This is a genomic window from Sulfitobacter aestuarii (assembly GCF_042685005.1).
In the GTDB taxonomy this organism is placed as follows: Bacteria; Pseudomonadota; Alphaproteobacteria; order Rhodobacterales; family Rhodobacteraceae; genus Sulfitobacter; species Sulfitobacter aestuarii.
Genome location: NZ_JBHUMP010000005.1, coordinates 143,247 through 161,376, shown reverse-complemented (window position 1 = coordinate 161,376; position 18,130 = coordinate 143,247). Strand labels below are relative to the sequence as shown.

Annotated in this window: 21 protein-coding genes; 6 read left to right on the top strand and 15 right to left on the bottom strand. The window is 66.5% G+C overall.

The annotated features are described in order from the left end of the window. Window position 1 precedes the first annotated feature (1 nt). From ACFSUD_RS08370 to ACFSUD_RS08340, 7 genes are read right to left on the bottom strand one after another with little or no spacing between them, the layout of a single operon-like run. Complete coding sequence (locus ACFSUD_RS08370) at window positions 2-772, bottom strand: flagellar biosynthetic protein FliR (protein WP_386373333.1); 771 nt, start codon at window positions 770-772, stop codon at window positions 2-4. After that, entirely contained in the window at window positions 769-2,868 is a 2,100-nt protein-coding gene (gene flhA, locus ACFSUD_RS08365) for a flagellar biosynthesis protein FlhA (RefSeq protein ID WP_386373331.1), read from the bottom strand. The genes ACFSUD_RS08370 and flhA overlap by 4 nt, the downstream gene beginning before the upstream one ends. Then, window positions 2,865-3,992, bottom strand: a complete 1,128-nt coding sequence (locus ACFSUD_RS08360) for a lytic transglycosylase domain-containing protein (RefSeq protein ID WP_386373329.1) — start codon at window positions 3,990-3,992, stop codon at window positions 2,865-2,867. Before ACFSUD_RS08360 ends, flhA begins: the two co-directional genes overlap by 4 nt. A gap of 3 nt (window positions 3,993-3,995) precedes the next feature. Then, window positions 3,996-4,265 (bottom strand): flagellar biosynthetic protein FliQ, encoded by a 270-nt coding sequence (locus tag ACFSUD_RS08355; protein ID WP_386373327.1) that lies wholly within the window; start codon window positions 4,263-4,265, stop codon window positions 3,996-3,998. A gap of 1 nt (window position 4,266) precedes the next feature. Next, window positions 4,267-4,584, bottom strand: a complete 318-nt coding sequence (locus tag ACFSUD_RS08350; protein WP_386373326.1) for a flagellar hook-basal body complex protein FliE — start codon at window positions 4,582-4,584, stop codon at window positions 4,267-4,269. 5 nt (window positions 4,585-4,589) lie between these two features. Then, window positions 4,590-5,000, bottom strand: coding sequence for a flagellar basal body rod protein FlgC (gene flgC / locus ACFSUD_RS08345; protein ID WP_386373324.1), 411 nt, complete (start codon window positions 4,998-5,000; stop codon window positions 4,590-4,592). Window positions 5,001-5,008: 8 nt separating this feature from the next. Continuing rightward, window positions 5,009-5,356, bottom strand: a complete 348-nt coding sequence (locus ACFSUD_RS08340; RefSeq protein WP_386373322.1) for a flagellar basal body rod protein FlgB — start codon at window positions 5,354-5,356, stop codon at window positions 5,009-5,011. A gap of 69 nt (window positions 5,357-5,425) precedes the next feature. Here ACFSUD_RS08340 and ACFSUD_RS08335 point away from each other — a divergent pair, with 69 nt between their 5' ends. Then, window positions 5,426-6,787 carry a FliI/YscN family ATPase gene (locus tag ACFSUD_RS08335; RefSeq protein ID WP_386373320.1) on the top strand — a complete coding sequence of 454 codons (1,362 nt, stop codon included), beginning with the start codon at window positions 5,426-5,428 and terminating at the stop codon, window positions 6,785-6,787. Window positions 6,788-6,789: 2 nt separating this feature from the next. On the opposite strand, the gene ACFSUD_RS08330 is transcribed toward ACFSUD_RS08335, so the two are convergent. Continuing rightward, entirely contained in the window at window positions 6,790-7,218 is a 429-nt protein-coding gene (locus tag ACFSUD_RS08330) for a flagellar FliJ family protein (RefSeq protein WP_386373318.1), read from the bottom strand. Between the two features lies 1 nt (window position 7,219). Then, window positions 7,220-8,089, bottom strand: coding sequence for a flagellar motor stator protein MotA (gene motA / locus ACFSUD_RS08325; protein ID WP_386373316.1), 870 nt, complete (start codon window positions 8,087-8,089; stop codon window positions 7,220-7,222). Between the two features lie 173 nt (window positions 8,090-8,262). On the opposite strand from motA, the gene ACFSUD_RS08320 reads away from it, so the two are divergent. Continuing rightward, window positions 8,263-9,258: a hypothetical protein gene (locus ACFSUD_RS08320; RefSeq protein WP_386373314.1), complete on the top strand. Its 996-nt coding sequence runs from the start codon at window positions 8,263-8,265 to the stop codon at window positions 9,256-9,258. 16 nt (window positions 9,259-9,274) lie between these two features. On the opposite strand, the gene ACFSUD_RS08315 is transcribed toward ACFSUD_RS08320, so the two are convergent. Then, on the bottom strand, window positions 9,275-10,201 hold the full coding sequence (locus ACFSUD_RS08315) for a flagellar motor protein MotB (RefSeq protein ID WP_386373312.1): 927 nt from the start codon (window positions 10,199-10,201) through the stop codon (window positions 9,275-9,277). A 213-nt stretch (window positions 10,202-10,414) separates the two neighbouring features. On the opposite strand from ACFSUD_RS08315, the gene ACFSUD_RS08310 reads away from it, so the two are divergent. The 3 genes from ACFSUD_RS08310 to ACFSUD_RS08300 are packed head-to-tail and all read left to right on the top strand — an operon-like array spanning window position 10,415 to window position 13,267. Next, window positions 10,415-11,155, top strand: a complete 741-nt coding sequence (locus tag ACFSUD_RS08310; RefSeq protein ID WP_386373310.1) for a sigma-70 family RNA polymerase sigma factor — start codon at window positions 10,415-10,417, stop codon at window positions 11,153-11,155. Then, on the top strand, window positions 11,155-12,603 hold the full coding sequence (locus ACFSUD_RS08305; protein WP_386373308.1) for a hypothetical protein: 1,449 nt from the start codon (window positions 11,155-11,157) through the stop codon (window positions 12,601-12,603). The genes ACFSUD_RS08310 and ACFSUD_RS08305 overlap by 1 nt, the downstream gene beginning before the upstream one ends. Before the next feature lie 13 nt (window positions 12,604-12,616). Then, window positions 12,617-13,267 carry a flagellar hook assembly protein FlgD gene (locus tag ACFSUD_RS08300; RefSeq protein WP_386373307.1) on the top strand — a complete coding sequence of 217 codons (651 nt, stop codon included), beginning with the start codon at window positions 12,617-12,619 and terminating at the stop codon, window positions 13,265-13,267. Window positions 13,268-13,312: 45 nt separating this feature from the next. On the opposite strand, the gene ACFSUD_RS08295 is transcribed toward ACFSUD_RS08300, so the two are convergent. Next, on the bottom strand, window positions 13,313-13,636 hold the full coding sequence (locus tag ACFSUD_RS08295) for a hypothetical protein (protein WP_386373305.1): 324 nt from the start codon (window positions 13,634-13,636) through the stop codon (window positions 13,313-13,315). On the opposite strand from ACFSUD_RS08295, the gene ACFSUD_RS08290 reads away from it, so the two are divergent. Beyond that, window positions 13,610-15,358: a histidine kinase N-terminal 7TM domain-containing protein gene (locus ACFSUD_RS08290; RefSeq protein WP_386373303.1), complete on the top strand. Its 1,749-nt coding sequence runs from the start codon at window positions 13,610-13,612 to the stop codon at window positions 15,356-15,358. The genes ACFSUD_RS08295 and ACFSUD_RS08290 overlap by 27 nt on opposite strands. A gap of 13 nt (window positions 15,359-15,371) precedes the next feature. Here the strand turns inward: ACFSUD_RS08290 and ACFSUD_RS08285 are convergent, their stop codons facing one another. The 4 genes from ACFSUD_RS08285 to flgG are packed head-to-tail and all read right to left on the bottom strand — an operon-like array spanning window position 15,372 to window position 18,108. Beyond that, window positions 15,372-15,824 carry a hypothetical protein gene (locus ACFSUD_RS08285; protein ID WP_386373301.1) on the bottom strand — a complete coding sequence of 151 codons (453 nt, stop codon included), beginning with the start codon at window positions 15,822-15,824 and terminating at the stop codon, window positions 15,372-15,374. A gap of 19 nt (window positions 15,825-15,843) precedes the next feature. Further along, complete coding sequence (flgH, locus tag ACFSUD_RS08280; RefSeq protein WP_386373299.1) at window positions 15,844-16,614, bottom strand: flagellar basal body L-ring protein FlgH; 771 nt, start codon at window positions 16,612-16,614, stop codon at window positions 15,844-15,846. A gap of 31 nt (window positions 16,615-16,645) precedes the next feature. Further along, window positions 16,646-17,323 (bottom strand): flagellar basal body P-ring formation chaperone FlgA, encoded by a 678-nt coding sequence (gene flgA / locus ACFSUD_RS08275; protein ID WP_386373297.1) that lies wholly within the window; start codon window positions 17,321-17,323, stop codon window positions 16,646-16,648. Continuing rightward, window positions 17,323-18,108, bottom strand: a complete 786-nt coding sequence (gene flgG, locus ACFSUD_RS08270) for a flagellar basal-body rod protein FlgG (protein WP_386373295.1) — start codon at window positions 18,106-18,108, stop codon at window positions 17,323-17,325. Before flgG ends, flgA begins: the two co-directional genes overlap by 1 nt. Window positions 18,109-18,130 lie beyond the last annotated feature (22 nt).

Below are 18,130 nucleotides of genomic sequence, written 5' to 3'. Positions count from 1 at the left end.
ATCACCGCACGAATGTCCGGTACCAGTCGGCAATCGCCTCGATCTGCAGATCGAGCAGCGCCGGGATGGTCAGCGCCAGCACCCCGAGACCGAGGACGATCAGCCCCGGCGCGGCGACGAAGAACACCTGCATCGCGGGCATCACCCGGTTCGCCACGCCGAGCCCGAGATTGACCAGCAGCGACAGCAGGAAGAACGGCGCGGCCATGGTCGCGGCGATGTAGAAGGCCCCGGCGCCGAGCCGCGCCACCTGATCCGCCATGTCGCCGGGAATGATCCGCCCCGGCGGCAGGATCACGTAGGAGCGCAGCAGCCCCGACAGGATCACATGGTGCAGGTTGGTCGCGAACAGCAGCGCCACCGCCCCGGCCATCAGCAGCGCGGCAATTGCCGAACCGCTTTCGGCATTCGACTGGTTGGGCATGAAGGCGTTGCTGAGCCCGGCGGCAAAGCCGATCTGCGCGCCGAGGATATGCAGCGCCGCCAGCAGCAGCCGCGCGCCGAGCCCGATGAAGATGCCGATCATCACCTCGAGCCCGATCAGCAGCACGAAGAGCGGCAGCGCGGCGGGCGGCTCGGGGATCGGCAGGATCGGCATCAGCGCCAGCGTCAGCACCAGACCGAAGGCGATCTTGACGCGCGGCGGGATCGCCTGTTCGCCGAAACCGGGCAACAGCAAGGTGGCGCTGCCGAGCCGCGCGAAGGCGATGAAGGCGGTGAGCAGCCAATGTTCGGCGAAGGCCGAGAACAGCAGCGGGTCGGCGCCGCTCATGTGCCGATCGTCGAAAGCGTCTTGAGCCGCGCCTTGCGGTGGATTTCGGAATGCGAGATCACCGGCGTCTGCGGCGCCACCCGTTCCAGCATCGAGCGGATGATCGGGCGGAATTCGGGGCTGACCAGCAACGCCACCTGTTCCTCTCGCGCCGAGAGTTTCTGCAGCTCGACCCGCGCCTCCTTGATGAAATCCTGCACCTTGCTCGGTGACATGGTGCAGATCGTCTCGTCGCCCTGCACCTTGACGGCAGCGGCGAATTCGCCTTCCCAGCGCTGCCCGAGCGTGCTCACCGCGATATAGCGGTCGGAATCCTCCAGCGCGCCGCAGATCTGCGCGGCCAGCTTGCGGCGCACATGTTCGGTGATCGTGGTGGCATTCTTCGACACCGCCGCCGCCTCGGCCAGGGCCTCGACGATCAGCGGCAGGTTGCGGACCGAGACGCGTTCGGAGAGCAGTTTCTGCAGCACATGCTGGAGCAGGATCACCGGCGAGGCATTGGCGATGTCCGAGACCAGCTTGCGGTAATCGGGGCTGAGACGTTTCAGCAGGGTCTGCGTCGCCTCATAGGTCAGCATGTCGGGCATATGCTCTTTCAGCACATCGGTGAGATGCGTGACGATGACGCTTTCGGGATCGACCACGGTGAAGCCCGCCGCCTCGGCATCCGCCACGCTGGCGCGGTCGATCCACAGGGCGTTGAGCCCGAAGGTCGGCTCCTTGACCCGCTCGCCGGGAATGCCGACCGCCTCTTCGGCGGGGTCGATCATCAGGCGGGCATTGGGGCGCAGCTCGCCGGTGGCGACCTCGACACCCTGTACGCAGATCCGGTATTGCGTCGGGCCGGCGGTCTCGCTGTCCTTGATCCGCACCGGCGGCAGCACGAAGCCGTAATCGGTCATGAACATGTTGCGCAGGCTCTTGACCTTGCCGGGCAGGGTCGCCTCCGCATCGTTGAGCAGGATGATCAGCCCGGTGCCCATCTCGAGCCGGATCGTGTCGATGTTCATCATGTCCATCGGATCCTCGGCCGTCTCCGCGGGCTTGCTCTGCGCCGCGGCCCGCTCCTCCTCCGCCAGTTTCTCGGCGTTGCGGCCGAGCATCAGGCCGAGCCCGGCCAGCGCGGCGGCGACGCAGAAGAACAGCAGATGCGGAAAGCCCGGCAGCAGCCCCATGCCGCCGACCAGCGCGGCCGAGACCAGCAGCGCCTTGGGGCTCGCGCCGAGCTGCTTGGTGATCGCATCCGAAGACGCGCCCTCGCTGGCGCCCTTGGTGACGATCATGCCGGCGGCGATCGACACGATCAGCGCCGGGATCTGCGTGACCAGCCCGTCGCCGATTGTCAGGATGGTGAAGTTATGCAGCGCGTCGGTGATGCTCATGCCATGGCGCATGGTACCGATCAGCACCCCGCCGAGCACGTTGATCAGCGTGATGATGATCCCCGCCACGGCATCGCCGCGCACGAATTTCGCCGCACCGTCCATCGCACCGAAGAAGCTGCTCTCGCCCTCGACCTCCTTGCGGCGACGGCGCGCCTCTTCCTCGTCGATCATCCCGGCGCCGAGATCGGCGTCGATGGCCATCTGCTTGCCCGGCATCGCATCGAGCGAGAACCGCGCGGTGACCTCGGCGATCCGGGTCGACCCCTTGGTGATCACGATGAAATTGATCGTCACGAGGATACAGAAGATCACCGCCCCGATCACGTAATCGCCGCTGACCACGAAATCGGCGATGCCCCGGATCACGTTGCCCGCCGCGTCGGTGCCGGTCTGGCCCTCGGACAGGATCAGCCGCGAGGAGGCGACGTTGAGCGACAGGCGCAGCATGGTCACGATCAGCAGCAGCGTCGGGAAGGAGCTGAATTCCAGGGGCTTGTCCACCCAGAGCGCCACCATCAGCACCAGGATCGACACCGCGATCGACAGCGACAAGCCGAAATCGAGCAGCAGCGGCGGCAGCGGGACGAAGAGGATCGCCAGCACCACGCAGATCGCCAGCGCGAAGGAGATGTCGCGGTTCTTCGCAAAGGGCGCGAGCCATTCGGAGGCCCCGTCGATCGCGGCTGTCTTGCGGTTGCTCATGCTGCTCATGGCGCCTGTCCCGGCAGCGGGGCGATGGCATGGGCGGGGATGACCGGGGCGAGGTCACGGTCGCTGTAGATCGACCGCGCGGCGCCGCCCTCGCTGATCTCCGCGCTCCACCACGGGCCTTTCGCGGTATCAGCCTCGGGCACGGAAGGCGCGGCGACGGCCTGCGCCAGCACGCGCGACGCGGCGGTCGGGGCGAAGCTGCGCCGGTAGCCCCGGTTTCCCGCCGCGCCGTGGCGCACGGGTGCGCGCAGCGGGTTGAACCGGCGCGGCTGCGGCGCGGCGCTGGTGAGCAGGGTGGTGCCCGCGTCGGTGGCAAGGCCCGGCCCGGCATCCTGATCGGCCAGCGCCGCGAAATGCGCGGCCCTGTTTTCGATCACCTGCAGGTTGCGTTCGATCCCGGCGATATAGAGCGTTTTGTAGCGCGGCGTGGCCGAATGATAGCGCCCCGCCGCGTCGATCCAGCCCTGCGCTTCCGCGCGCAGCCGCTTGAGGAACCGCGCCGCGTAATCGGCATTGGCGATGGGATCGAACCCCTGCGCGGCGCTGGCGAAAGCCTGCGGATGCCAGCGCAGGTTGATCTGCATGCAGCCGATGTCGATCGAGGTCTTGCCCTCGGCCTGCCGCGCGGCGACGAAGCCCTGCGCCTCGGCGCGGCTGTCGAAGAAATGGCTCTGCCCGTCGATATTCACCGACCAGGGCCAGACGGTCAGCGCCCCGTGCATCTCGCGCCCGCTTTCTTGCAAACCGATGGCGAGCAGGATGTCCTTTGGCAATCCATGACGCTGCTCGGCGGCGCGGATCGCGCGGATGCAAAGCCCGGTATCGCCGATCGCCGCCTGCGTGACGGGCAGGGCGCGCGCGGTCAGCGCGGGCAGACGACCGCGCGCGGGCAGGTCGGCGTCCGGGTCCGCGAGCAGCGCCAGTTCGGCAAGGCCGGGAAGCCGCGCTTCGGGCGTCCCGATACCCGGCAAGGACAGGCCTGCGCGGATCTCGGAGCGCGGTGCCGGTGGCGAAGGGGGCGTGGCGCTTTCCGGTTCGGGAAAGGCGAAGAGGCTCTCGAATGCCGCGCCGGGCGCGGCGTTCAGCGCCAGAGCGGCGCAAAGGAGCAGGCCGAGAAGGCGCATCGCTCAGGGGCCGCCATGCACGATCAGGTCGAAGACCTGATCGGAGAGCTTGGTCAATGTGGCATAGATGAAAGGCAGGGTGAGCCCGAGCCCGACGAAGATCGCCGCGACCTTGGGCACGAAGGTCAGGGTCATCTCCTGTACCGAGGTCAGGGCCTGGAACAGCGCGATGCTGAGCCCGACCACCATGGCGAGGATCAGCACCGGGCCGGAGGCGATCAGGATCGTCCAGATGGTGTCGCTGAGAATTTGGTGTATGTCGCCGCGCGACACGTCAAACCGCCATCCGCAGGACTTCCTGGTAGGCCTCGACCACCCGGTCGCGCACCGCCGTGCTGACCTTCACCGCCGATTCCATCGCCATCGTCGCCTCGACCACCTGCTGCGTCGTAAGCTGCCCCTGCAGACCCGCCACCGCCGAGGCATCGCCCGCGCGGATCGTCTGCAACGTCTCCTGCGCGGTATTGCCCAGCATCTCCGAGAAGCTCGCCGCGCGCGGTTCCTCCGGCGCGGCAGGCTTGGCGGCGGGCAGCGATTGTGCCGCCTGATAGGCGCGCGCGGCGCCGTTCAAACCGTTGATCGCGTTACTCAATGTATTCAGCCCAGCAGATCGATGAGCTGGCTGCGCATCTTGCGGCCCGCTTCCATGATGTTGAGATTGGCCTCATAGGACCGCGCCGCCTCGCGCATGTTGGCCAGCTCGATCATCGGGTTCACATTGGACAATTTAACATAGCCTTCGGTATCGGCAGCCGGATGGCCGGGATCGTATTCCACCCGGAAGGCAGAGGCATCCTCGCTCACCGCGCCGACCTGCACTAGGCGCGCGCCCGAGGCCGCGTCGAGCAGGCTGTCGAAGCTCACCACCTTGCGCCGATAGGGGTCGGCCCCCGGCGCGGTGCCGGTGCTGTCGGCATTGGCGAGGTTCTCCGAAACCACGCGCAGCCGCTCCGCCTGCACCCGCATGGCGGAGCCCGCGATCTTGGAAATGGCGCCGAGTTGATCCATGTCGTTCCTCACTTGCTGCCCGCTGCAATGGCCATCAGCTCATGACCCTTGCGATAAAGTCGCGCCGCGAGCCGGTATTGCCCGGCGGTCTCGGCGGCGAGAATCGCCTGTTCCTCGACCACGACGTTGTTGCCATCGATGCTGCTGCCCCATGAGGTGCCGGTATAATCCACCGCGACCTCGCCGCGCCGTGCTGCCGGGGCGTTCAGGTAATCCTCGAAGGATTGCACGTCCCGCGCCTTGTAATCAGGGGTATCGGCATTGGCGATATTCTCTGCCAGCACCGCCTGACGCTGCGACAACCAGGTCAGCCGCTGGCTGGCGGTCTGAAACCAGGAGACTTTCGAATCTTCCATTACGAGCCTTGCGAAAAAGTTTCCATAAGGTCCATATATCCGAAAGCCGATGTGCAAGGAAGCCCGCCAATGTCCGGCCCGACCAGATTCTCGCAATTCCGCAGCGCCCTGCGGCATATCCGCGACGGCGAGACGATCGGCCGGGTAGTGGCGCTCGGCTCGCTGGAACTGCAGGCGGCCGGGCTCGGGGGCGATGCGAAAATGGGCGCGCATGTACTGGTCGCCGGGCATATGCGCGGCGAGGTCGTGGGCATGCGCGAGGGCCATGTGGCGGTGCTGCCTTTCGGCACCTGGGAGGGGGTCTCCTATGGCGACGAGGTGCGGCTTCTGGAAAGCGACGGCGCAGTGCATCCCGATGCCAGCTGGCTCGGCCGCGCTGTCGATGCCTTCGGTGCGCCGCTCGATGATGCCCCGCTGATCGAGGGCGCGCGGCCCTATCCGGTGCGCGCCGACCCGCCCGGCGCTTTCGGACGGCGGGTGATGGGCGACAAGCTCGAGACCGGGATCAAGGGGGTCGATGTCTTTACCCCGATCTGCCGCGGCCAGCGCTTGGCGGTGCTGGCGGGGTCCGGGGTCGGCAAATCGACCCTGATGGCCATGCTGGCGCGCCAGACCGATGCCGATGTGATCGTGATCGGGCTGATCGGCGAGCGGGGCCGCGAGGTACGCGACTTCATCAGCCGCGATCTCGGCCCCGAGGGCATGGCGCGGTCGGTCGTGGTGGTGGCCACCTCCGACCAGCCGCCGCTGACCCGGCGGCAGGCAGCATGGACGGCCACGGCCGTGGCGGAATTTTTTCGCGATCAGGGTCGGCAGGTGCTGCTGGTGCTCGACAGCGTCACCCGTTTCGCCATGGCGCAGCGCGAGATCGGCCTCGCCGCCGGGGAGCCGCCCACGACGCGCGGCTATACGCCGTCGGTATTTTCCGAGCTGCCGCGCCTGCTGGAACGCTCCGGGCCGGGCCATGAGGCCGGCGGCTCGGGCGACATCACGGCGGTCTATACCGTGCTGGTCGATGGCGATGACCTCAACGAGCCGATCGCCGACAATGTCCGCGGCATCCTTGACGGGCATGTGGTGCTCGACCGCAAGATCGCCGAGACCGGGCGCTATCCGGCGATCAACATCGCCCGGTCGATCTCCCGCGCGCTGCCGCGCTGCCATCTCCCCGCCGAGCGCAGCATCATGAACAAGGCCCGCCGCGCCATGGCGCGGCATGGCGAGATCGAGGACCTGGTGCGCATCGGCGCCTATCGCATCGGCAGCGACAGCGACAGCGACGCGGCCATCGCCTTTGCCGCCAGCGCCGAGCGGTTCCTGTCCCAGGACATCGGCGAGAGCCTGAGCTCGGAAGAGGCCTTCGCGACGCTTTACGGGCTGCTGATCGAGGCGGGCTACAAGATCACCCAGGAAGAGCTTGCGGGCGGCTGAGCCTAGCGGCGGCGCGCCGCGCGCAGATAGCCCTGGGTGCCGGCCTCGTCGCTGGCGCCCTGTTCGCTGCGCGCCGCCTCGGTCCGGGCCTGGGCGCGGATGATTTCCTGCAATTGCTCGTTGGCACGCAGCGCCTGGTAGCTCTCCAGAACGCTGTCGCGCTGCCGGTCGACCTCGCTGTCGAGCTGTGCAAGCTGCGTGTTGATCCGGTCGTTCTCGCGGCGCAGCGCGGCAAGGAAAGTGCCGCGATAGGCCATCGCCTCGGGCATGGTGACCGTTCCGGCCTCGTGACGACGACGTGCCAGCTCGCCCTGTTCGGCGGTCAGCGCGGCGGCCTGTTGCTGCAGCTCGGTCAGTGCCTGGGCCTGCTCGCTCAGCGCCTCGTCCTGCAGCCGGGCCAGCAGTCCGAGGGTTTCGAGCCGCCGCTGCATCTCAGCCCTCGACCTGCAGCGCGCGCAGCGCCTCTTCGGTCTCGGCAAAGGAGGGACGGATCGAGGGCGGGATATTGCCGCGGCCGATCTCGACGCAGAGATTGGGCGAATGGCCATGGGTCATCGCCACCACCACATCGCGGATCACCTGCGAGAAACAATGGTCATGCTCTTCGATGAACTGGATCTTGCCGACCAGCGGCGCCACCGCGCAATAGGCCAGGAAGACGCCGAGGAAGGTCCCGACCAGCGCCCCGCCGATCATCGTGCCCAGGATCACCGGTGGCTGATCGACCGCCGACATTGTCTTGATCACTCCGAGCACGGCGGCGACGATGCCGATCGCGGGCAGCCCGTCGGCCACCGCGTGCAGGGCATGGGCGGGCAGGAGGTTTTCATGCAGCCGGGCTTCGATCTTCTTTTCGATCACGTCTTCCATCTGATGCGGATCGTCGAAATTCATCGTCACCATGCGATAGGAATCGACGATGATATCGACGCTGCCCTTGTCGTTCAGGATCCGCGGATATTGCTTGAAGATGTTGGATTCATGCGGATTCTCGATATGTCCTTCGAGCGCCACCGGCCCCTGCGTGCGATAGAGCCGGGTCAGCTCGAACAGCAGCGACAGCAGGTCGCGGTGATCGGTGGATTTCCAGCGCGGCCCGGAAAAGGCGCGTTTGATCGCACCGCCGGTCGCCTTCAGCGTCGCGCCGGAATTGGCGATCACGAAGGCCCCGATGGCGGCCCCGGAAATCATCATCCCCTCATAGGGCAGCGCGTGCAGGATCACGTCGAAATAGCCGCCCGAAAGCGTATAGCCGCCGAAGACCATGCCGAGGACGACGACGAGTCCCAGAAGGATCATCATGTGAGCGAGGCCCTTACCAGTTGGGTTGCGAAAAATACGACTTAGCGGCGTTACGAGGGAAAGTACCAGTTGAATATTAACCTCACAACCGGATATTTTTCGCAAAAGTTTCTGCAGCCCGTATGTGCCTTTAGTGTCGCGCGGTGCCTGCGCGGACATCCCGGAGGATTGCCATGTCACGCCCTGCCGCACCCGCCCTGCGGGTTTTCGATCCGATGGAGTTCGCCGCGCCGAAGGACTGGCCGCCGGAGATCGGCATTGCCGCGATTGCCACGCTCGAAGGCCAGCCGGAGTTGCATCCGGCCCATGCCAGCGAGGGGATGGCGGCGCTGATCGCGCGGCTGGAGGCGAAGACCGGCTGGGATTTCAGCGGCGCCGGGATCTATCCGCAGGCCGAGGGCTATCCGGCGCTCGAGGTCAGTTTCGAGGACAACAGCCGGATGCTGCGCGAGCTCGAACGTTTCATCGACGATCCCGCCCTGCTGGAAGCGGCGCAGGACTTCGCGATCAATTTCGAGTTTGCCTCCGAAGAGGGGCTGCAGATGGAGGGCGTGCGCCCGCCCGAACCGGCCCCGCCTGCCGAAGAACCCCCCGAACCGCAGCCCGAAACGACTGCCCCGGAGCCGGAAATCGAGGCCCCGAGTGTCGCCGCGCCCGTCTTGCCGCAGGGCTATGTCCCTGTCGGCGAAGGCGAGATTCCCGCAGCCCTGCGGGGCGCCTATCTGCAGCAGTCGCGCCAGGGCGGGCTGGTCCTCATGCTGCGCGAGGGCGCGAAGCCGCGGCGGGCCGATTCCGTCGAATTGCTGATGCGCGGTGACCGGATGGGTCTGGCGGTGCTCGAAAGCGCGCTTTTCGCCGATGGGCGCCTGCGCCCGGCGATCCATGTCCCGCTCGCCGCGCTGCGCGCCGATCTGATCCGCCCGGGGGAGAAATATCCGGTGGTCTGCGGCCGGGATGGGGAGTACCTGCTGCTCACCCCGGTGTTCACGCCGCTCAGCCGGGAGAAGAAAGCGTCGCGGCGGGTCTCGGCTCCGGTTCTGGCCTCGGCGCTGCTGGCGGCCTTCGCGGCCTATATGCTGCTCACCCAGCCCGGCGGCGAGGCGAGTGCCACACGCAGCGATCCGGTCGGCGCGCTGCGTGACGAGATGTTCAAACCCGGCTCGGACTGACTTTTTCGCAAATCGCTCAGCTCGACGCCGCCTCGAGCGTGATGGTCACACGGCGGTTGCGGGCGTCGGTGGGTTTGTCGGGCAGGAGCGGCGTCATCGCCGCCGCGCCCGCGACGCTGACGAAACGCGCACCCGAAAGGCCAAGCGCCACCAGCGCCCGCCGCGTGGCATTGGCCCGGTCCGCCGACAATTCCCAATTGCCGTAATCCTCGTCATCGCGGAACGGCGTCGCGTCGGTATGGCCGGTGATGGCGATCTGCAGCGGCACGTCGCGGATCGCCGGGGCGACCGAGCCCAGGATGGTGCGGATGTCATCGGTCAGATCGGCGCTGCCGAGCCGGAACATCGGGCGGTCGCCGATATCGACGATATTGATCACCAGCCCGTCATCGGTTCGCGCGATCATCACGTTCTCCGCCAGATGCGCCAGCGCCTCTTCGTCCTCGAAGACGCTGGCCAGCTTTTCCTCCGCCGCTGCCAGCCTGTCGGGCAGATCGACGGGCTCGGCCGACACCTGTTCGACCACCGGGGTAGGGGGCGCGTCAAAGGCGGTCTTGAGCGCCGACCAGGGGTTTTCCGACGCGCCGGGGGCGGCCGGGTTCTCCCCCTCGGGCTCTGCGCTGCGGCCCATGTCGCTGCCCGGCGCGCCCTCGCCGATGCTGATATCGGCGGCTTCCGAATCCTCGCCGTTCTGGTGACGCATCGGATCGATGATCGTGTCATGGCCGCTGGTATCGACCAGCGAAACGGTCGCGGGGGTGAAATATTCCGCCAGCCCTTCGAGCTTGTCCTCGTCCGAGACGGACAGGATCCACAGCAGCAGGAAGAAGGCCATCAGCGCGGTCATGAAATCGGCATAGGCGACTTTCCAGTTGCCGCCGTGGTGACCCTTGCTGACCTTCTTGGGCCGTTTGATGATGATGACGTGATTGTTCTTGGCCATGACGCGGATGTACCGTTCTGTTTCGGACCTTCGCCGCCACGGCGGGTCCGAAGGGCAGGTTATGCGAAAAAAGTGCACCGGGAAAGCCTGTCCTGCGTGCCTGTGTGACCCTTGCAACAGGTGTCTTGCGAAAAAATACTTCCTAGACGGGTATCCCGGTGCCATAGTCGGAAGATGATCGAGAGGGCGGCAAGCCCCGGTGAGGATCTGAGCATGAACGCAATAAGCAGGCCATCCCGGCGCCCGGCGCCGGTGTTCGATCCGCGTATGGATCTGACCGGCGAACGCCAGTTGATCGCCCGTTACCAGACGGCGCGCTGCGCGCTGGCGCTCGACCGGCTGACCCGGCATTTCGCGCCGCATATCCACACCATGGCCCGGCGTCGGGCGCGCGGCGAGGATTATTTCGAGGATCTCGTCTCGGAGGGGCAGATCGCGCTGATCCGCTGTCTGGCAAGCTACGAGCCGCGCGGGGAAATTCCCTTTTTCGCCTATGCGAAGCCCTTCATCCGCGCCGCGCTTTCCGCCGCGATCCGCCAGCAGATCAGCCAGGTCAGCATCCCGCGCCAGCATCTGCGCGCCGCCGCGCAGGGCGAGGATGCGCAGCAGGCGGCGCTGGTGCGTGCCGCACGCCGCAGCGACAGCTACGAGGCCCTGGCCGAGGGGCTGGCACTGGTCGATGAGCAGAACGGCGAGAGCCTTCTGCTGCGCGGCGAGCGTGACAGCCAGCATCAGCGGCTTTTTGAAGGCGCGCTGGCGCAGCTCAGCCCGACGGAGCAGGCGCTGGTCACCCGGCATCGGCAAGGCGGTGACGTGGGGATCTCGGTCATTGCGAAAAAACTCGGGATGCGCGATGATACGGCTCTCAAGCTCGAAAAGAGAGCCCTCGCGCGCATGAAGACCTATTTCCTCCTGCAGGGGCTGACCCCGGCACAGCTCGGGCTCGAGCCGTGATGCAATTCCCGCTTCTGGAAACGCTGCCGCCTGCGCAGCGTCTCTCCCCGCCTGCGGCCCGTGGCGGAGCGGGCGGGTTCGAGGCGTTGCTCGGGCAGGCGCCCGTGACCGACCTGCGGGAAGCGGTCGAGAAGCTTGCCGAGGGACGCGCGGGGGAGGCATCGGAGCTCACCGCCGAGCTGGCGCAAGGCGGGGTCACGCGCCGCGTCGCGAAGGGCGATGGATCAACCGATCCCGACGAGACAGGCACGGCGGAGAGTTCGGCAGCGTCAGGCGCGCCGCAGACGATGCCGATTGACGACGCGATACCGATGCCCGTGACAGGGCCGCAGGTGGCGCGCACGCCGCGTGGCTCTCTTGAGGTGACGCCCAGGACGGCAGAAGCGCCGGAAGAGACCGCCCCGCCTGTGACAGCGACGGATAAACGCACCGAGGCACCGATCTCCGCGCAACCGGAACTGTCGCGGCAGGAGGCAGTCCCGCAGGCGCAAGTTGCAGAAGCCCCGGATGTCCGGGTGCGGGAGATCGTGGCGGCAGAGGCCGGGACGGACGGTGCCCGGCTGGTGCGCGCGGTCGAAGGCGGGACAAGGGATGCATCGGCGATGGCCGCGCCGGTGGCGATGATGCAACGGGCCGTGCCGTCGGCTAGCCAACCGGGTCCGGGGCAAATTCCTGTTGCCGTCCCGGCGCTGCAAAGCGCCGCATCGTCCGCGCCTTCCGCGCCTTCCGCGCCTTCCGCGCCTTCCGCACCGACGGGGGAGGGTGTCGCGTTGCCGAGTCAGGTTTCGGCGGAAATCCGTCAGGCCGGGGCGCCCAAACCCAACGCACCGCAAGTTGACGTGACCCAAGTCACCGCGCGCCAAGCCCCCATGTCCAAGGCCACCGCGAACGACTCCAGCGCACCCCAGGTCACTGCAGCGCCGCCCACCGCGCCAGTGCTCGCCTTTGCCGAGATCCTCCCGACCGGCGCGCCACCGCGCATTGACGCGGCGCTGGCCGAGACGCGCCTCCCCGAGCCATCCGCGCCGAAATCACTGCTGGTGCAGAATGTCGCCGAACGGATCGTGACGCTGGCGCCGGGACCGGGCCTGACCACGCTGCGGCTGCGCCCGCATGGGCTGGGGCTGATCGAGATCAGCATCGAACAGGCGACCGACGGGCGGCTCGACGTGCAGATGCGGGTGCAGAACCCGCTGGTGCTCGACGCGATGCTCGGCGAGCGTGCGGCGCTGTCGCAGCTGTTCGCCGGGCCGCAGGGCAGTCCGGGCGGCGCGCTGGCGCTGAGCCTGTTCCAACCCGGTGGCGATACGCCGGGCGGCCAGCGCCGCGAGCCGGAGGGCCAGACGCCGACCCGACAGAACGATAGGGCCGAGACCGACCTTGTGGAGCCTGAGTCGGAGCCGACCGCTTCGCTCGTCAGCTCCGATCATTTGAACATCCTGACCTGAGGAGCCCGCAGAGATGAGCGTTTCTTCCATCGGCAACCTGACAGCCCCCCAGGGCGCGGATTCGTCGCTTTCCAAATTGTCCAACGATTACCAGAGCTTCATGACCCTGCTTGTGGCGCAGGTCAAAAACCAGGACCCGCTGGAACCGCTGGACGCGACCCAGTTCGTCTCGCAGCTCTCGACCCTCACGCAGGTCGAGCAATCGGTGAAGCTGAACGACCAGCTCAGCGCCCTGCGCTCCAGCATGGCGCTGAGCGCGGCGCTTTCCGAGACCGTATTGATCGGACGCGACGTGACCGTGCCTGCCGAGACGCTGGTAAACGGGCCGGAAGGCGCCCGGTTCAGCTTCGAGACGGAGGCCGATACCGGCGGCATCACCGCGCTCATCACCGATGCCGAGGGCAATGTCCTGCGCCAGATCACCGGGCTCAGCAGTGCCGCAGGGGTGCTTACCGGGGTCGATTGGGACGGGCGCGACGATGCGGGCAACATGCTGCCCGAGGGCGAATACGGGCTCTCGCTGACCTCGGCCGACAGCGACATGGGCTATAATACCTATGCAACTCGGCGGGTCGAATCGATCTCCTATGCCGGGGCGGAACAGCTGCTCAACCTGATCGGCGGCGGCACGGCGCTCAGCGGAGATATCCGGAGGATCGAATAAGCGGCGCGGCATGGCCCCGGGCGTTATGTCGGCAATTCCGCCATATTACGGACATTTATTGAGGTTAAACCAACGGCAGTTAGAGCCATTGGTGATGTTTTCCAGAGAAAGGCTGGGGAAACTTACCTGACGTCGCGTTATAATGAAGTTGCCGACGTAACTTCCCTGAAATACTTTATCGCAATTCAATGAATTCCGGTCGGACCGCTGCCTGACCAGCACCGAATGACCGATATCCGATAATTGGTAGCCGTTATTCCAGACACGTTTCCATATTGCCTCGCCTTCGATATAGCGCTCCCCGCCGTACAACTTGTCATCGGAACGGCGGCGCTTGTCGGGATGCTGATTTTCTGGATCCGCGCGCATGCCAGCCTGCCGGGGGCGAAATGGTTCATCCTGGCCAATTACTCGATGCTCTGGTGGCTGTTGGCCGTCGGTCTGGAATTGTCCGTGCCCTCTGTGGAGTGCAAGGTTTTCTGGGGGCAGCTGTCGTGGCCCGGAATCGTGCTGCTGCCGACTTTCTGGTCGTTCTTCCTTTATGAATACGCGCTTTCCCGGAACGTCAGCACGCGCATATCCCTGCTGGGGGTGCTGGTATTCCCGACGCTGATCTCGCTGCTGGTGTTCAGCAATTCCTGGCACGGCCTGTTTTACGGGCCGCAGACGCGGATGATCACCGGGGAGCAGGCGGATTATGTGCATTACGATCACGGGCCGTTCTTCTTCGCCGCCATCGGCTATCTCTACCTGTTGATCATGGGCAGCACGCTCATCGCGGGACGGGCGGCCAAGAAGGCCAATCCGGCGGTGCAGAGCTTTTTCGTGAAGCTCTTCCTGACCACGGTCTTTCCGGTCGTGGCCAATCTCGGCTATGTCATATTCGGTTTCACGCTATACGGCATGGACCCGACGCCCTTTTCCTTCGCGATCTCGCTGACGCTGGTGGTGTGGCTCATTCTCGACAATCGCTGGGTCGATGTGAATGCCATCGCGCGGGATCTGCTGTTCTATAATTCCTCGGACCTGGTGTTCATCGTCGATGGCCAGGGCAAGCTTTTTCAGGCCAATCAATCCGCGCAGGAATTGCTGGGCAGGCAGCCGACGGAGGGCCGGGATCTCACCGCGCTGGCGGGGTTCGGCATTGCCTTCGGTCGGCTGCTCAGGGAGGGCGCCTTGCCCGAAGCGCTGGAGGTGCAGAATGGCGCGCGGCATTTCGTTGCGCGCGCCTACCGGATCTCGCTGGGCCGGGGGCAGAAGCTGCTTGGCTGGGCGGTGTCCTTCGTCGATGTGACGACCCAGCGGCTCGCCGCCGAACGCGCCATCTCGGCGGAGCGGCAGCAGACCCAGTTCCTCGCCACCGTCAGCCATGAATTGCGCACGCCGCTGACGGTGATCAACGGCTCGATGCAGATGCTCACCGCGAACCGCGAGAAACTCCCGCCCGAACAGGTGGACCGGCTGCTGGACCTGACCACGCGCAATGCGGGCAGGCTGGTCACGCTGGTCAATGACCTGCTCGACACGCAGAAGCTCGCCAGTTCGGAATTCCGCCTGAAGCTGCAGATCTGCGACCTCGGGGTGATCGTTTCGGATGCCGTGGCCAGCATGGAGACCTTCCGCCCGGAAAGCGGCATCTCGCTGACCTGCGACGCGCCGGTGGGCGAGCTGCGGGTGCTCGGCGATTGCGACCGCCTCGCGCAGGTGGTCACCAATGTCATTTCCAACGCGATAAAGTTTTCCGAGCCCGGCGGCACCGTCGCGATCCGCGCCCGGGCGGCGGGGGAGACGGCAATCGTCGAGATCGAGGACAAGGGCTGCGGCATTCCCGCCGGGGCCGAGGAAAAGGTCTTCGGCCGCTTCACGCAGGTCGACGGATCGGATGCCAAGGAAGTCTATGGCAGCGGGCTTGGCATGCATATCTCGCGCCAGATCATGCTGCGCCATGGCGGGCGCATCGGCTATGTCAGTGCGCTGGGGGTCGGCACCACTTTCAGCATCGAGATCCCGCTCGACGCCCGTTTCCCCGCCACGCAAGAGACGCCCGAGGCGCTCGGGAGCCGCGTGCCGCCGGTACCTGCCGCGTCCTGATCCGCCCGCGCCGCTATGGCAGCGACACGCCGAATTGCAGCCCTTCGAGCCAGGGCGCCTGTTGCTCTGCCAGGATCAGGATGATGCGGCGCAGCGCCGCGACCTGATCGATGTCCTGATAGAGCAGCGGCATGTGCAGCGCCTGATGGATGATCCCGAGCAGCATGTCGCGCAAAGCCGCATCGCTGTAGCGCGTCGCCTCCGCGGCGACCTGCAGTTTCAGCCCGGTGAGCAGCAGGTTCTGGCCCCCGAGTTCGATCATGACGTCGCCGATCTTGCGTTTCGAGCGGTCGGCTTCTGCCGTCTCCGCCGCGGCATCGCCATCCCCCATCCCGTCCAGCAGGCCGCGGCCGTGGAAGGCCGAAACGAAGCCGAGCAGCAATGCCGCCAGCAACAGGCCGGTCAGCATCCGCCTGCGCAGATGTGCCGTGCCGTCCTCGTCCGTCTTGTAGAGCAGGGTGGTCATCGCGCGCGTCCTGATCGGGTCAATAGGGCAGCACGACGTCGAGCGCATCCTCGCCATAGCGCGGCTGTTGCACGCGCGACAGCTGGCCCTTGCCGCCATAGGAAATCCGCGCCTCGGCAATCTTCTCGTAGGGGATCGAATTGCTGATATCGATATCGACCGGGCGGATGATCCCGGCGACGCGCAGCTCTCGCAGCTCGTTGTTGACCCGCACCTCCTGCCGCCCGGCGACCACCAGATTGCCGGAGGCCAGCTTTTCCACGATCATGCCCGCCACCTTGAGACTGATCTTCTCGTTGCGCCGGATCTGTCCGGTCCCGCGGGAGGCGGAATTGCCCGAAAGATCCACCAGCGCGCCGCTCGGCAGGTCGTCGGCGCTGAGCCCGGGCAGCACCCGGTCGATCTTGCTTTCATAGCCAAGGAAGGTGCTGCCGTCGATCGCATTGGCCGAGGAACGCGCCCGCTGGCTCTCGTTGCGCAGCTGCGCCTCGTCGTCGATCTCGATCAACACGGTGAGGATATCCCCGACCTGCGCGGCGCGGTGATCGCCGAAGAACCCGGTCGAGCCGGTCTGCCAGAGCGAGGCGGCCTCGGCGCGCTGCGGGATGCGCACCGGTTTCGGCGGCGGCATCGGCACCCGGACGGAGGCGGCCTCGGGCATGGTGGCGGCGCTCAGTTCCATGTCGGAGAGCTGCGGATCGCGGTGTTTTTCGTATTCGGTGCAAGCGCCGAGACCCAGCGCCGCGATGAGGAGCAGGGGCAGGGCGGGGGGGATGGACTTCTGTCGCATGAATGTCTCGCTGGATCTGGAAGGGTTCGGGTCAGCGCACGCTGACCAGGCCATCGCCCATGGCGGCGGCGAGGATCGTCTTGTTGGAGGCGCGGTTGATCACCCGGATTTGCTCGCCCTCGGCCCCGTCTTCGAGCGCCCGGCCCGGCGCGGTGAGCAGGATCGCCCCGTCGCTGAAGCTGATCGTGACATCCTCGCCGCGCCGCACCACCCGGGGCGCCATCACCGATTGCGCCGGGACGGGCCGGTCGGGCAGCAGCATCCGCCGCACCTCCTTGCCGAGGATCTCGCCGGGGTCGCGCAGGGAATTCTCGCCGAGCCGGGCCAGCGGCACTTCGGCAGTGACCATGTCGGCGGAGGTGATCACCTCGCCGGGCATCATGCGCCGCGCCGGCACGAAAGTGGTGACCGAGACCACCGCCTGACCGCGCAGCCCGAGGTTGCCGCCATTCTCCAGCAGCAGGCTCGCCGCGAAAATGCCGGTGCCCGGATCGATGCGGAACCCGTCGAGCCCGAGGATATGCTCCGGCGTGCCCTGCGGCAGACGCAGGCTGATATTGCCTTCGCCGGACGGGTCGATGACGTTGCTGCCCAGCACCGCGTCCTCGAGCAGCATCCGGGTCGGCGCCAGATCGGCGGCACCGACGGCGCCGACACCACCGGCCAGCAGGACGCCGAACAGCGCGGCAAGAAGGGCGCGCGGTTTCATCACCGGATCTGGCTGTTGGTCTGCAGCATCTGATCGGCGGTGCTCATCGCCTTGGAATTCATCTCATAGGCGCGCTGCGCGGTGATCAGATCGGTGATCTGCTTGATCGTATCGACGTTGGAATTCTCCAGATAGCCCTGGCGCAGCAGCCCGATCCCCTCATCGCCGGGGTTGGACAGCACCGGCTCGCCGGAGGCGACGGTCTGCAGCATCAGGTTGTTGCCCACCGGCTTCAGCCCGGCCTCGTTGATGAAGGTCGCGAGGGTGAGCTGGCCGAGCTGTTCGGGCTCGGGATTGTTGCCGACATAGGCGAGGAACTGGCCATCGGGGGAGATCTCGACCCGCGTGGTATTGTCGGGCACCACGATCGCCGGGTCGAGCAGATCGCCGTCCAGCGTCACCACCTCGCCTTCGGCGGACAGGTTGAAATTGCCCGCGCGGCTGTAGGCATTGGTGCCGTCGGGGCGGGTGAGCACGAAATAGCCGCGCCCGTCGATCGCGATATCGAGCTGGTTGTCGGTCTGGGAGAGGCCGCCCTGGGTGTTGAGCCGCACGATCCCGGCGGTCTGCACGCCGAGCCCGATATCGATCCCCACGGGGCGGGTCGCGCCATCCGCACCGGTGGCCGCGCCTTCGCGGCGCTGGGTCTGATAGACCAGATCCTGAAACACCGCCCGCCCGGCCTTGAAGCCGGTGGTATTGGCGTTGGCGATGTTGTGGGAGATCACGTCCACATTGGTCTGCTGGGCCAACATGCCGGTGGCGGCGATACCGAGTGTCTTCATCTTTGGGCCTTTCTCTGGCTCG